Below are 12,602 nucleotides of genomic sequence, written 5' to 3' on the forward strand. Positions count from 1 at the left end.
CGCATGGAGTTCTCGTACGCGCTCGGCCTGCCGCGGCAGCTGGTCCTGTCCGTGACCGCGGTGGCGGCCGTCGAGATCCCCGTCGCCCACGTGCTGCTCGCGCGCTGGAACGGCACCGTGGCCCTCGCGGTGACGGCGCTGTCGATCGCGTTCATCGCGTACGTGCTCGTCGACTGGGTCGCCGCAGTGCGCCGCCCCCTCCGGCTCGACGCGGCCGCGCTCACCGTGCATCGCGGCCTGCGCGCGCCGGTGGTCGTGCCGCGCGACGGCATCGTCGAGGTCCGCGCCGTGCCGTCGAGCGACGCGCTGCCTCCCGGCGCCGCGCGCACGGTCTACGCGGGCGAGGCCAACGTCCTCGTCGCGCTCTCCCCGGCCGCCGCATCGTCCCTCGGCCGCGAGGCCGTCGCCGTGGCGGCGGACGATCCGTCGGCGCTGATCGCGGCGCTCGCCGCCGCTCCGGGGCCCGCCGCGACGGGTCTACAGTCGACCCCATGAGCATCCGCCCCCTGGTCCACGGCACCCGACCGCTGCTGCGCACGGTCATGGAGGTCGGGAGCAGCTGGGCGTTGATGTCGGACGGCGACTCCATGCTCGTGTGGCGCATCGACCAGCCGACGCACCTGCGCGTCGGCGATCAGGTCGCCGACCACGGCGATGGACGATGCACGGCCCCCGGCGGCATGGTCGCCTACCGGGAGGCCGACGAGGAGGGCGACATGGCGGGCCGGTCCGCCTTCGCCCTCGCGGCCTGAGCCGCCCCGCTCAGCCCTCCGCGACCAGCACGCACACCTCGACCTTGCCCTCGGGCCCGTCGGGGCCCATGCGCGGCATGTCGAGGTAGAGCTCGTACCAGCACGCGAAGTCGTCGCCGGTGCTCGTGTGCGCCGTCGCGGGTGTCACCCCGGCGTCGGGCCACGAGTCCATCAGGGCCGCGGTGACCGACGCGATCCGCGCGTACGGGCCGTCGTGCGCGACCGTCGAGTACTCCCCCTCGGGCAGCACGTCGGGCTCGATCGGCGAGCCATCGAGGTCCCCCGCGTCGACCAGGTGCCCCACCTCGATGTCGAGCAGACCCGCCGGGCGGAACGCGATGTAGCGGATGACGCCGCCGCGCGACGGCGCGCCGTGCGCCGCCAGCATCGCCGCGACCCGGTCGAAGGCGCCGCCCACCGCATGCGGGAGCTCCTCCATCGTGACCTCGAGCGGCACGGCCACGTAGGCGCGGGCGGGCAGGTGCACCGTGCTCACGCGCGGTACTCCGGGTTGGGGTGATCGAAGCGCGCCCCCGCGTCCCACTCGCGCCGCGAGTTCCCGCCCGCGGGGAAGCCGCCCGAGTCGCGCAGCCACCGCGCCACGTGGAGCAGGTTCCAGGTCATGAACGTGGTGTTGCGCCGGGTGAAGTCGCTCTCGGGTCCCCCGCTCTCGGGATCCAGGTACGACGGGCCGGGACCCACCGGGCCGATCCAGCCGGCGTCCGCGTTGGGCGGGATCGTGTAGCCGAGGTGCTGCAGCGAGTACAGGACGTTCATCGCGACGTGCTTGACCCCGTCCTCGTTGCCCGTCACCACCACGCCCGCCGTGCGCCCGTAGTAGAGGTACTGGCCGCGCTCGCCCAGCTCGCCCGACAGCCCGTACAGGCGCTCGATCACGCGCGTCGCGACCGAGGACTTGTCTCCGAGCCAGATGGGCGTGCCGAGGATGAGGATGTCCGCCGCGAGGATCCGCGATGCGAGGCCGGGCCAGTCGTCGCGCGCCTGGTTCCCGCCCGGCACGTCCTCCGTCATGTCGGGGTACACCCCGGGCGGGATGACGTGGTCCGCGGCGCGGATCACGTCGACATCGACGCCCTGCGCGCGCAGGATCGCGATCGCGTTGTCGAGCAGGCCCTGCGTATGGGAGAGCGCAGGCGAGGGCTTGAGCGTGCAGTTGACCACCACGGCCGCGAGATCGGAGAAGTCGCTCATGGTGTCGACGCTACGTCAGGACGGGCGGACCGTCCCCTCGACGTCCACGACCTCGTGGCGCGACGCCTCCTCGAAGCGCCGCCGCTCGCGGTTGACCAGCGTGAGGGTCACCGCCCAGAGGCCCAGATCGTCGACGATGCCGAAGGGCAGCAGCAGGTCGGGGATGACGTCGAGGGGCCACAGCGAGTACACCAGCGCGCCCGCGGCCGCGATCCACGTCGTGGGCGCGAGCCGATGCTCGCCGCGCCTGACCGCCTGGAAGAAGCTCCACCACATGGCGCCAGTATGCGCCCGATGGGGGCGTCCCGTCAGAGGACCTCGCGCAGCCGGCCCGTGTGCACGTCGAACACGAAGCCGCGGACCTGGGTCGAATCGACCAGGAACGGGTTGCGCCGCAGCCGCTCCATCGACTGGCGCAGGTCCGCGTCGAGGTCGCGGAAGGACTCCGGGCTCCACGTGGGCTTGAGGCCCGTCTCGTCGAGGAGCTGGTTGCGCAGCTCGTCGTCGGTGAACGTCAGCGCGCCGCAGTCCGTGTGGTGGATGAGGATGATCTCGCGCGTGCCGAGCTTGCGCTGCGAGATGACCAGCGAGCGGATCATGTCGTCCGTGATGACGCCGCCCGCGTTCCTCATGATGTGCGCGTCGCCGACCTCGAGGCCGAGCATCGCGAAGACGTCGAGGCGGGAGTCCATGCACGCGACCACTGCGAGTTGGCGGCGCGGCGGCAGCGGGCGGTCCGGCGTGTACGAGGTCGCGTAGTCGCGGTTGTTGGCGATGAGCTCGTCGGCGATTCCCATGGTTCCTCCCTGGTGTCCGGGTCCACCCTATTGCCGGGCGGCTCTCGCGTTGCAACGATGAGTCCATGACTCGCGTCCTCGTCACCGGTGCGGCCCAGGGCCTCGGATCTGAGATCGCGCGCCGCATGGTCGCGCTCGGGTACGAGGTGGTGGTGCACGGCCGCGACGCCGCGCGCACGGACGTGGCCCTCGCGGCGGTGCCCGGCGCGGTCGCCGGCGTGACGGGGCGGCTCGACTCGCTCGCCTCGACCCGCCTCCTGGCGGACGATGCGCGGGGCCGGGGGCCGTACGAGGTGATCGTGCACAACGCCGCGCTCGGCGGGGACCAGGACCGGCCGGTCCTCACCGAGGACGGCCTCGAGCGCATCGTGCAGGTCAACGTGATCGCCCCCTACCTGCTGAGCGCGCTGCTCACGGTGCCGCGCCGGATGGTCTTCATCGGCTCCGACGCGGCGCTCTCCGGCCGGCCGCTCGTGGATCTGCGGCCCGCCGAGCCCTGGGACGGGCATCGCACCTACGCCGACTCGAAGCTGCTGCTCACGATGCTCGCGTTCGAGCTCGCCGCGCGCCACACGGACCGGCAGATCAACGTGGTGCATCCCGGCTGGGTGCGCACCCGCATGGGCGGCCCGCGCGCGGTGCTGCCCCTGTCCGACGGCGCCGACACCCCCGTGTGGATGGCGACCTCCGACGAGCCCGTCGCCCGCCGCGGCGGCCAGTACGTGCACAAACGACGCGCGGAGGCCGCTCCCGCGGCGGCCCACGACGCGCGCCTGCGCGAGGCGCTCGTGGACTCGCTGGTCGCCGTCACCGGCGAGCACCTCCACTAGGGTTCCCTCATGAGCCCGTCACGCGCGTCCATGACCGACGTCGCGCGGCTCGCGGGGGTGTCGAGCCAGACCGTCTCGCGGGTCGCGAACGGCTCGATCAACGTCAGCCCCGACACCCGTCAGCGCGTGCTCTCCGCGATGGACTCCGTCGGGTACACGCCGAACACCGCCGCCCGCGCCCTGCGCCGCGGATCGTTCGAGACCCTCGGGGTGATCGCGCATCGGCTCGCCCGCACCGGTGAGTCGAGCATCGTCGAGGCGGTCGTGCAGGCCGCCCGCGACTCCGGCCACACCGTGACGCTGCTCGACATCGACTCCACGGGCCACGAGGACGTCGCGGAGGCCGCCTCGCGACTGTCGCACCAGGCGATCGACGGGCTCATCATCATCCGCGCCGAGATCGAGGACGCGGGCCGGCTCGCCCTGCCGTCGGGGCTGCCGGCCGTGGTGGCGGACGCCACCTTCGGCGGGCTCCTCCCGATGGTCGGCTCGGACCACGCCGGGGGTGCGCGCCTCGCGGTCGAGCACCTGCTGTCCCTGTGCCACCGCACCGTGCACCACCTCGCGGGCCCGGCCGACTCCATCCCCGCGCGGGCGCGCCATCAGGCGTGGCGCGACGTCCTGCACGAGCGCGGCCTCGAGGCCCCCGCCGTCCTCCGAGGCGACTGGACCGCCGAGTCCGGGCACGCGGCCGGCCTCGAGCTCGCGCGCGCGGGCGAGGCGACGGCCGTGTTCTGCGCGAACGACGAGATGGCGGCGGGGCTCATGCTCGCGTGCGCGCAGTCGGGCGTGCGCATCCCCGAGGACCTGTCGGTGGTCGGGTTCGACGACATCCCGCTGGCCGGCTACCTCACCACCCCGCTCACGACCGTGCGCCAGCCCTTCGCGCGGGTGGGTCGCCGCCTGGTCGAGGCGGTCCTCGACCGCATCGCGGGCGCGCCCGCCACCGCCGGCACCGAGCTCATCCCGTGCGAGCTGGTGGTGCGCGGCTCGACCGCGCCGCGCCCCTAGAGGGTGCCGCGCTCGACTATCTGCGTGGGGATGACCACGCGGCCCGCGGGCCGGCCGTTGATCTCGTCGAGCAGCAGGCGCACCATCTCCTCGCTCACACGATCGAACGGCTGACGCACCGTGGTGAGCGGCGGCGTCGTCGCGGTCGCGGCGGGCGCATCGTCGAACCCGACCACCGCGACGTCCTCCGGGACCCGGATCCCGGCCTGAGCGAGCACGTCCATCGCGCCCGCGGCCATGAGGTCGTTGCCCGCGAACACCGCGTCGAACGCGACCTCGCGCGCGAGGAGCTCGCGCATCGCGCGCGCGCCGGACTCGCGGCCGTAGTCGCCGTACACCACCAGCTCCTCGGCGAACGCGTCGCCCAGGACGTCCCGGTACGCGCGCAGGCGGCCCGTGCCGCCCGACGTGTCCTGCGGGCCCGCGATGTGGACGATGCGCGTGCGGCCCCTCGCGACGAGGCGCTCGACGATGGCGCGGGCGCCGCCGTCATCGTCCGCCGTGACGTAGCCGACCTGGTCCTCGAAGCCGAGCGGGATGCCCGCGGAGATCACGGGCAGGCGTGCGTCGAGCAGCGCCGCCAGGAACTCCTGGCTGTCGCGGTGGGAGGACACGACCAGGGCGCCGTCGACGTGGCCGCCGGTGAGGTACTCCGTGGCGCGGCGTCGCTCCTCGAGCGTGTCCGCCATGATCAGCACGAGCGTCATGCCGTGCTCCGCCAGCGCGTCCGCCGAGGACCGCAGGATCTGGAGGAAGTTGGGGTCGGAGAAGAACCGCTCGTAGGACTCGGTCAGCAGGAAGCCCACCGAGCCGGTGCGGCTGGTCGCGAGCGACCGCGCGTGGGGGTTGATGCGGTAGCCCGTGGACTTGATGGCCTTCTCGACCTGCACCCGAGCGCCGTCGGACACCCAGTGCCCTCCGTTGAGCACCCGGGACACGGTGCCGCGGGAGACCCCCGCCTCCCGCGCCACGTCGTCGATCGTGGGCCGGCGTCCCCGCAGCTTCGTCACTGGTACCTCATCTCGTCTCGCCTACGAGTATGGACTAGGAGCGCTCTCAGTGCGCGCGACGCGCTCCCGCCCTCCCGACACTGCCAACGGACCTGGTCCCGACACGCGGGGCCTGGGCGCGCATCGTCCCGTCATCAGCGGCGTGTCGCCGCGAGATCCGTTGCTGCTGTCCAGCCGGGAGGAGGGAGGGGGAACGCGACGAGGGGCCCCGGCGGACCGGGACCCCTCGTGGAACGCGGTGCTTAGCGAGCGCCCGCGCGGCGCTTGTTGTAGACGTCGAACGCGACGGCCAGCAGCAGGACCAGACCCTTGACGATCTGGACCATGGACTGGTCCACGCCCATGAGCGACATGCCGTTCGACATCGTGGCCATGACCAGACCACCGACCATGGCGCCGGTCACGCGACCCACACCGCCGGTGACGGCGGCGCCACCGATGAAGCAGGCCGCGATCGCGTCGAGCTCGAACATGTTGCCCGCTGCGGGCTGCGCACCGTTCGAGCGCGAGGAGTACACGACGCCGGCGACGGCGGCCAGGATGCCCATGTTGAGCATGACGCCGAAGGTGACCCACTTGACCTTGACACCCGAGAGCATCGCGGCGGCGAGGTTGCCACCGATCGCGTAGACGTGGCGACCGAACACGGTGCGCTGCGTGACGAGCGAGTACACCACGATGAGCACCGCGAGGATGATGAGGACGTAGGGCAGGCCGCGCGCGTTGGCGAGCTGCCAGGCGAACCACATCACGATCGCGGCGACCGCGACCAGCTTCGCGATGAACAGCGGGAAGGCCTCGACCGGCTGGTCGTAGGCGATGCGCGCCGCACGGGTGCGGTACGCCGAGAAGCAGTAGCCGGCAACCGCGATGGCGAAGACCACGAGCGTGAACACGTCGAAGCCGTTGCCGCCGAACAGCCCGTTGATGAACCCGCCCGCGATCTTCTGGTACTCCGGCGTGAACGGCGAGAGCGAGATGTTGTTGAGGATCAGCCACGTGAGGCCGCGGAACAGCAGCATGCCGGACAGTGTCGTGATGAACGCGGGGATCCCCACGAACGCGACCCAGAAGCCCTGCCACGCGCCGATGAGGGCACCCACCACGAGGGCGCCGATCACGCCGACCCACCACGGCATGCCGTGGCGGATGACGAGCACCGCGGACACGGCGCCCGTGAAGGCCACCACCGAGCCGACCGAGAGGTCGATGTGCCCGGCGATGATCACCATCACCATGCCGATCGCGAGGATCAGGATGTACGAGTACTGCAGCACCAGGTTGGTGACGTTGCCTGCGCTCAGCAGCTTCCCGTCCGTCAGGATCGCGAACAGCGCGACGATGACGACGAACGCGATGTAGATGCCGCTGGTCCGGATGTTGCGCGTGAGCAGCTCCCGGAGATTCGCGGTGCCGGTCATGCCCGGACCTCCTTGTCCTTGTTGGTCTTCTCCTGAGTCATCAGGGTCATGAGCTTCTCCTGGGTGGCCTCCGCGACCGGCACCTCGCCGGTCACGACGCCGAAGGCGAGCGTGTAGATGCGGTCGCACGTGCCGAGCAGCTCCGGGAGCTCGGACGAGATGATGATGACCGCCTTACCCGCCGCCACCAGGCGGTTGATGATGGTGTAGATCTCGTACTTCGCGCCGACGTCGATGCCGCGCGTCGGCTCGTCGAGGATCATGACCTCGGCGTCCGAGTAGATCCACTTGGACAGCACGACCTTCTGCTGGTTGCCGCCCGAGAGGTTGCCGACGGTCTGCATGACCGAGGGCGTCTTGATGTTCATCGAGCCGCGGTACTCCTCCGCGACCTTGATCTCCTTGTTGCCGTCGACCCAGCCGCGCCTCGCGAGCTTGAACAGGGCGGCCGCGGAGATGTTGCGGCGGACGTCCTCGATGAGGTTGAGGCCGTAGCGCTTGCGGTCCTCCGTGGCGTACGCGAGGCCGTGCTTGATGGCCTCGGAGACGTCGCGGATCTGGACCTCCTCGCCGTGCATGTACGTGCGACCGGTGATGTCGCGGCCGTACGCGCGGCCAAAGAGGCTCATCGCGAGCTCGGTGCGGCCGGCGCCCATGACGCCGGCGATGCCGATGACCTCGCCCTTGCGGACGTGGAAGGACGCGTTGTCGACCACGATGCGGCCCGGCTGGGTCGGGTGGTAGACGGTCCAGTCCTCGACGCGGAAGACCTCGTCGCCCACCACGTGCTCGCGCTTGGGGTAGCGGCTGGTGAGGTCGCGGCCGACCATGCCCCGGATGATGCGGTCCTGCATCCCCGAGTCCTCGGTCACGTCGATGGTCTCGATGGTGTGGCCGTCACGGATGATGGTCACGCGGTCGCAGATCTCGGCGATCTCGTTGAGCTTGTGCGAGATCATGATCGACGTGATGCCGCGGCCCTTGAGGGCCCGCAGCAGGCCGAGCAGGTGCTCGGAGTCGTCGTCGTTCAGCGCAGCGGTGGGCTCGTCGAGGATGAGGAGCCGCACGTCCTTGGACAGCGCCTTCGCGATCTCGATGAGCTGCTGCTTGCCCACGCCCAGCTGGTTGACCGGGGTCATGGGGTTCTCGTCCAGACCCACCTGCTCGAGCAGCTTCGCCGCCTCGTGGTTGGTGAGGTTCCAGTCGATCATGCCGTTCTTCCCGCGGCGCTCGTTGCCGAGGAAGATGTTCTCCGCCACCGAGAGGTAGGGGATGAGCGCGAGCTCCTGGTGGATGATGACGATCCCCTTCTGCTCCGAGTCAGGGATCGAGTGGAAGGCCTGGACCTCGTCGTCGTAGACGATGTCGCCCTCGTAGGTGCCGTGCGGGTAGACACCCGAGAGCACCTTCATCAGCGTCGACTTGCCTGCGCCGTTCTCGCCGCAGATGCCGTGAATCTCGCCGTCGATCACGCTGAGCTCGACGTCCGAGAGCGCCTTGACGCCGGGGAAGGTCTTGGTGATCTTCCTCATCTCAAGGATGTGCTTCGGCATGTCTCACCTCCAAGGGTGGGAAAGGGGGTTCTGCACAAGGAAGGGTGGCGGTGCCGGTCCCGAGGGACCGGCACCGCCGTCGGATCAGGAGGCCTGGCCCGACTCGACTTCCTCGGCCGTCCAGTAGCCGGAGTCAACCAGCAGCGACTGGATGTTGTCGGCGTAGACGATGTCCGACTCGAGCAGGTACGACGGGACGACCTTCACGCCGTTGTCGTAGGTCTCGGTGTCGTTCGCCTCGGGCTCCTCGCCGGCGAGGTAGGCCTGGGCGACCGTCACGGCCTGGTCCGCGAGCTTGCGGGTGTCCTTGAAGATCGTCGAGAACTGCACGCCGTCAGCGATGAGCTTGACGGAGGCGATCTCGGCGTCCTGGCCGGTCACGACGGGGAAGCCGTCGGCCGTGGTGCCGGAGTAGCCCGCGTTCTGCAGCGCGGTGATGATGCCGCGCGACAGGCCGTCGTACGGCGAGAGCACGCCCTGGACCTTGTCGCCACCCGTGTAGGTGGAGGTCAGGAGGTCCTCCATGCGCTTCTGCGCGGTCTCCTGCTGCCAACGCAGCGTCGCGGCCTGCTCGATGTCGGTCTGACCCGAGGGGACCACGATGGTGCCCGCGTCGATGAAGGGCTGCAGGGTGTCGATCGCGCCCGCCCAGAAGAAGTGCGCGTTGTTGTCGTCCAGCGAACCCGCGAAGAGCTCGACGTTGAACGGGCCGGTCTCGCCGGTCTCCGTGACGCCGTCCGCGTCGAGGATGCCGAGACCCACGAGCAGCGAGGTCGCCTGCTGCACGCCGACGTTGTAGTTGTCGAACGTGACGTAGAAGTCGACGTTCTCCGAGTCGCGGATGAGGCGGTCGTACGAGATGACCGGGATGCCGGCGTCCGCCGCCTGCTGCAGCTGCTGCGCGAGCGCGGTGCCGTCGATCGCCGCGATGATCAGGGCGGAGACGCCCGAGGTGATCATGTTGTCGATCTGCTGCGACTGCGTCGGGATGTCGTCGTTCGCGAACTGGAGGTCCACGTCGTAGCCCGCGGCCTCGAGGCCGGCCTTGACGGCGTCGCCGTCGGCGATCCAGCGCTCCGAGGTCTGCGTCGGCATGGCCACACCGATGGTGCCGCCCTCGGTGACCGCGGGGGCGTCGCCGCCACCGGTGGTCGCGTCAGCCGAGCTGTCGTCCGTGGTGCCCGCGCCGCCGCCCGAGCAGGCCGCGAGGGTGAAGGCGAGTGCCGCACCGGTGCCCGCCGCCAGGAACTTCCTGAACTTCATATCTCCTCCTCGAGATACCGACCCGCTCCGTCACGGGCCGTGCGATACACAGTGTGTTTGCGTTCACAACAAACGTCAAACCCGATCCGTCACAATGCGATCACGACGCATGCATACCTTGAATTAAAATGGTTTACCAGGGACTTTGCGGTATTCCTGAGAGCGCTCCCAGCGCCCGCGAGGCGCCCTTGGCGTCGGCGCCCGACCCCGGCGCCAGGGACGAATCGGACACGCGTCGCTCCCGACCGTCCGCCGCGAGGATGCCGCCCGCACGCCAGAAGGGCCCCGATCGCACACGATCGGGGCCCTTCTGGAAGCGCTCGGAGGTCAGCGACCGCCCATCGCGTAGTAGGCGTTGTTCCAGCGGATCTGCTGCTCGAAGCCCTCGTACGTGGTGTCCTCGTCGATGACGAGCAGCTCGATGCCGACCATCTTCGCGAAGTCCTTGATGACGTCGATGCCGATCTGGTTCGACATGGCCGTGTGGTGCGCGCCGCCGGTCTGCAGCCACGACGCGACGGCCGTGGTGAAGTCCGGGCGGGGCTTCCACACCGCGTGGCCCACGGGGAGCTTCGGCATGGGCTCGGGCAGGTCGACGTTGTCGACCACGTTCGCGACCAGGCGGAAGCGGTCGCGCATGTCGGACAGCGCCACCACGACGGCCTCGCCGGCGTCCGCGGTGAAGACCAGGCGGACCGGGTCCTCCTTGCCGCCGATGCCGAGCGGGTGGATCTCCAGGCGCGCCTTCTTCGACGACAGCGCCGGGTTCACCTCGAGCATGTGCGCGCCGAGCGAGAGCTCCTCGCCGGGCACCAGGTGGTACGTGTAGTCCTCCATGAGCGAGGAGCCGCCGGGCAGGCCCGCGCCCATGACGGCGCACAGGTGCACCAGGATCGCGGTCTTCCAGTCGCCCTCGGCGCCGAAGCCGTAGCCGTCGGCCATGAGGCGCTGGACCGCGAGGCCGGGCAGCTGCTTGAGCTCGCCGAGGTCCTCGAACGTGTCGGTGAACGCGCCGAAGCCGCCCTCGACCAGGAACGCGCGCAGCGCGACCTCGATCGCGGCCGCATCGCGCAGCGACGCGTGACGTTCGCCGCCCTTGAGCAGCTCCGGGACCACCTCGTACTCGGCGAGGTAGGTGTCGACCATCGCGTCCACGTCCGCCTCGGACACCGCCGCGACGCGGTCCGCGAGCTCGTTGACGCCCCACGTGTTGATCTGGGCGCCGAGCTTGATCTCGGCCTCCGTCTTGTCACCCTCGGTGACCGCGACGAAGCGCATGTTGTCACCGAAGCGCGCGACCTTGAGGTTCTTCGCGGCGAGCGCGCCGGCGGCGGCGCGCGACCACACGCCGATGCGCGCGGAGACGGCCGGCGTCGACGGGTGGCCGACCACGGTGGTGCGGGCGACGTTCATGCGCGACTCGATGTACGCGTACTCACGGTCGCCGTGCGCCGCCTGGTTGAGGTTCATGAAGTCGAAGTCGATGGTCGACCACGGCAGCTCGAGGTTCGCCTGGGTGGCGAGGTGGAGCAGCGGCTTCTGCAGCGCGTTGAGGCCCGCGATCCACATCTTCGCCGGGGAGAAGGTGTGCATCCAGGTGATGACGCCGATGACCTTCGGGTCCGCGTTCGCGGCCATGATGGTCTCGAGGATCTCGTCGCGGTTCTTCACCACGGGCTTCCACACGACCGTCGCGGGGATGTCGCCGGAGGCCTTCAGGGTCTCGACCACCTCGGTCGACTGGTCGGCGACCTGCTTGAGGACCTCGTCGCCGTAGAGGGTCTGGGACCCGGTGAGGAACCAGACCTCGTAGTCGGCGAGGTTCGGAACGATGCTGGTCACTTACATGCCTCCCTGGGGCTTCTGTCCGTAGACGTTCTGATAGCGGTCGAAGAGCGCGTCGATCTTCCCCTCCGGGATGTCGACGAGCGCACCGCCCTGGCGGGCGATGTGGGTGGTCTTGGCGACGTCCTCGCACATGACGGCCGCCTTGACGGCGTCGCGCGCGTCCTTGCCGATGGTGAAGACGCCGTGGTTCGCCATGAGCACGGCGCGCGACCGGTGGCCCTCGAGGGTCGAGACGATGCCGCGGCCGATCGAGTCGTCGCCGATGATCGCGAACGGGCCCACGGGGATCTCGCCGCCGAATTCGTCCGCCATGCCGGTGATGTGGCACGGGATGGGCTCGTTGCGCGCGGCCCACGCGGTCGCGTAGGTCGAGTGGGTGTGGACCACGCCGCCCACGTGCGGCATCGCGCGGTAGACGTAGGCGTGCGCGGCCGTGTCGGAGGAAGGGCTGCGGTCGGAGCCCGGCGAGCCGGGGACGACGTTGCCGTCGAGGTCGCACAGGATCATGTTGTCCGCCGAGAGGTCGTCGTAGTCGACGCCGGACGGCTTGATGACGAAGTGCTGGGTGCCGGGCACGCGCTCCGACACGTTGCCGGCGGTCCAGACCACCAGGTTGTAGCGCGTGAGCTCGCCGTGCAGACGCGCGACCTTCTCGCGGCTCGCTCGGATCGCCGACACCTGCTCGGGCGTGAAGCTGGTCACGGGTGGGACTCCTTCCTCAGAGGTCCATGCCTTCTCGTGGCGGCAGGCCTCAGGCGACCCGGGCTCGCGTCCCGTCGATCCACCTGGTTGGCCCCTTTGCCGTGCGGAGAGGATGGCTGGTTTTAACGTTAACATACCGGCTGCAGCGCCTCGGACCGGGGTCGTTGGTCCCGACGCGGCCGCGTGTCGCGCGGCCGCTGTCC

Annotated in this window: 14 protein-coding genes; 4 read left to right on the forward strand and 10 right to left on the reverse strand. The window is 70.2% G+C overall.

All coding sequences use genetic code 11. The annotated features are described in order from the left end of the window. Positions 1 to 3 precede the first annotated feature (3 nt). Both AOM09_RS13870 and AOM09_RS13875 read left to right on the forward strand, forming a co-directional pair. Complete coding sequence (locus AOM09_RS13870; protein WP_062389751.1) at positions 4 to 495, forward strand: hypothetical protein; 492 nt, start codon at positions 4 to 6, stop codon at positions 493 to 495. Then, on the forward strand, positions 492 to 752 hold the full coding sequence (locus AOM09_RS13875) for a hypothetical protein (RefSeq protein WP_062389754.1): 261 nt from the start codon (positions 492 to 494) through the stop codon (positions 750 to 752). Before AOM09_RS13870 ends, AOM09_RS13875 begins: the two co-directional genes overlap by 4 nt. Positions 753 to 762: 10 nt before the next feature. Here AOM09_RS13875 and AOM09_RS13880 read toward each other — a convergent pair whose 3' ends face one another. Genes AOM09_RS13880 through AOM09_RS13895 form a run of 4 tightly spaced genes read right to left on the reverse strand, consistent with a single transcriptional unit; the run spans position 763 to position 2,761 of the window. Continuing rightward, positions 763 to 1,248 (reverse strand): GyrI-like domain-containing protein, encoded by a 486-nt coding sequence (locus AOM09_RS13880; protein WP_062389757.1) that lies wholly within the window; start codon positions 1,246 to 1,248, stop codon positions 763 to 765. Next, positions 1,245 to 1,964 carry a flavodoxin family protein gene (locus tag AOM09_RS13885; RefSeq protein ID WP_062389759.1) on the reverse strand — a complete coding sequence of 240 codons (720 nt, stop codon included), beginning with the start codon at positions 1,962 to 1,964 and terminating at the stop codon, positions 1,245 to 1,247. The genes AOM09_RS13880 and AOM09_RS13885 overlap by 4 nt, the downstream gene beginning before the upstream one ends. Positions 1,965 to 1,979: 15 nt before the next feature. Then, entirely contained in the window at positions 1,980 to 2,240 is a 261-nt protein-coding gene (locus tag AOM09_RS13890) for a YkvA family protein (protein ID WP_062389762.1), read from the reverse strand. A gap of 32 nt (positions 2,241 to 2,272) precedes the next feature. Continuing rightward, positions 2,273 to 2,761 carry a beta-class carbonic anhydrase gene (locus AOM09_RS13895; protein ID WP_062389766.1) on the reverse strand — a complete coding sequence of 163 codons (489 nt, stop codon included), beginning with the start codon at positions 2,759 to 2,761 and terminating at the stop codon, positions 2,273 to 2,275. A 65-nt stretch (positions 2,762 to 2,826) separates the two neighbouring features. Here AOM09_RS13895 and AOM09_RS13900 point away from each other — a divergent pair, with 65 nt between their 5' ends. Together AOM09_RS13900 and AOM09_RS13905 are read left to right on the forward strand one after the other, a co-directional pair. Further along, positions 2,827 to 3,591: an SDR family NAD(P)-dependent oxidoreductase gene (locus AOM09_RS13900; RefSeq protein ID WP_062389769.1), complete on the forward strand. Its 765-nt coding sequence runs from the start codon at positions 2,827 to 2,829 to the stop codon at positions 3,589 to 3,591. A gap of 9 nt (positions 3,592 to 3,600) precedes the next feature. Continuing rightward, complete coding sequence (locus tag AOM09_RS13905) at positions 3,601 to 4,602, forward strand: LacI family DNA-binding transcriptional regulator (protein ID WP_062389772.1); 1,002 nt, start codon at positions 3,601 to 3,603, stop codon at positions 4,600 to 4,602. Here AOM09_RS13905 and AOM09_RS13910 read toward each other — a convergent pair. The 6 genes from AOM09_RS13910 to AOM09_RS13935 all read right to left on the reverse strand — a co-directional run bounded on the left by AOM09_RS13910 (position 4,599) and on the right by AOM09_RS13935 (position 12,399). Then, entirely contained in the window at positions 4,599 to 5,612 is a 1,014-nt protein-coding gene (locus AOM09_RS13910) for a LacI family DNA-binding transcriptional regulator (protein ID WP_062389775.1), read from the reverse strand. The two genes, AOM09_RS13905 and AOM09_RS13910, sit on opposite strands and share 4 nt — an antisense overlap. 242 nt (positions 5,613 to 5,854) lie before the next feature. Next, positions 5,855 to 7,033, reverse strand: coding sequence for a multiple monosaccharide ABC transporter permease (gene mmsB, locus AOM09_RS13915; protein ID WP_062389778.1), 1,179 nt, complete (start codon positions 7,031 to 7,033; stop codon positions 5,855 to 5,857). Next, positions 7,030 to 8,586, reverse strand: a complete 1,557-nt coding sequence (mmsA, locus tag AOM09_RS13920) for a multiple monosaccharide ABC transporter ATP-binding protein (protein WP_062389781.1) — start codon at positions 8,584 to 8,586, stop codon at positions 7,030 to 7,032. Before mmsA ends, mmsB begins: the two co-directional genes overlap by 4 nt. 84 nt (positions 8,587 to 8,670) lie before the next feature. After that, on the reverse strand, positions 8,671 to 9,849 hold the full coding sequence (gene chvE / locus AOM09_RS13925) for a multiple monosaccharide ABC transporter substrate-binding protein (RefSeq protein ID WP_062389784.1): 1,179 nt from the start codon (positions 9,847 to 9,849) through the stop codon (positions 8,671 to 8,673). 327 nt (positions 9,850 to 10,176) lie between these two features. Then, positions 10,177 to 11,691: an L-arabinose isomerase gene (gene araA, locus AOM09_RS13930; protein ID WP_062389786.1), complete on the reverse strand. Its 1,515-nt coding sequence runs from the start codon at positions 11,689 to 11,691 to the stop codon at positions 10,177 to 10,179. Further along, positions 11,692 to 12,399, reverse strand: a complete 708-nt coding sequence (locus AOM09_RS13935) for an L-ribulose-5-phosphate 4-epimerase (protein ID WP_062389789.1) — start codon at positions 12,397 to 12,399, stop codon at positions 11,692 to 11,694. Between the last annotated feature and the right edge of the window lie 203 nt (positions 12,400 to 12,602).

Source organism: Demequina iriomotensis (assembly GCF_000971395.1).
In the GTDB taxonomy this organism is placed as follows: Bacteria; Actinomycetota; Actinomycetes; order Actinomycetales; family Demequinaceae; genus Demequina; species Demequina iriomotensis.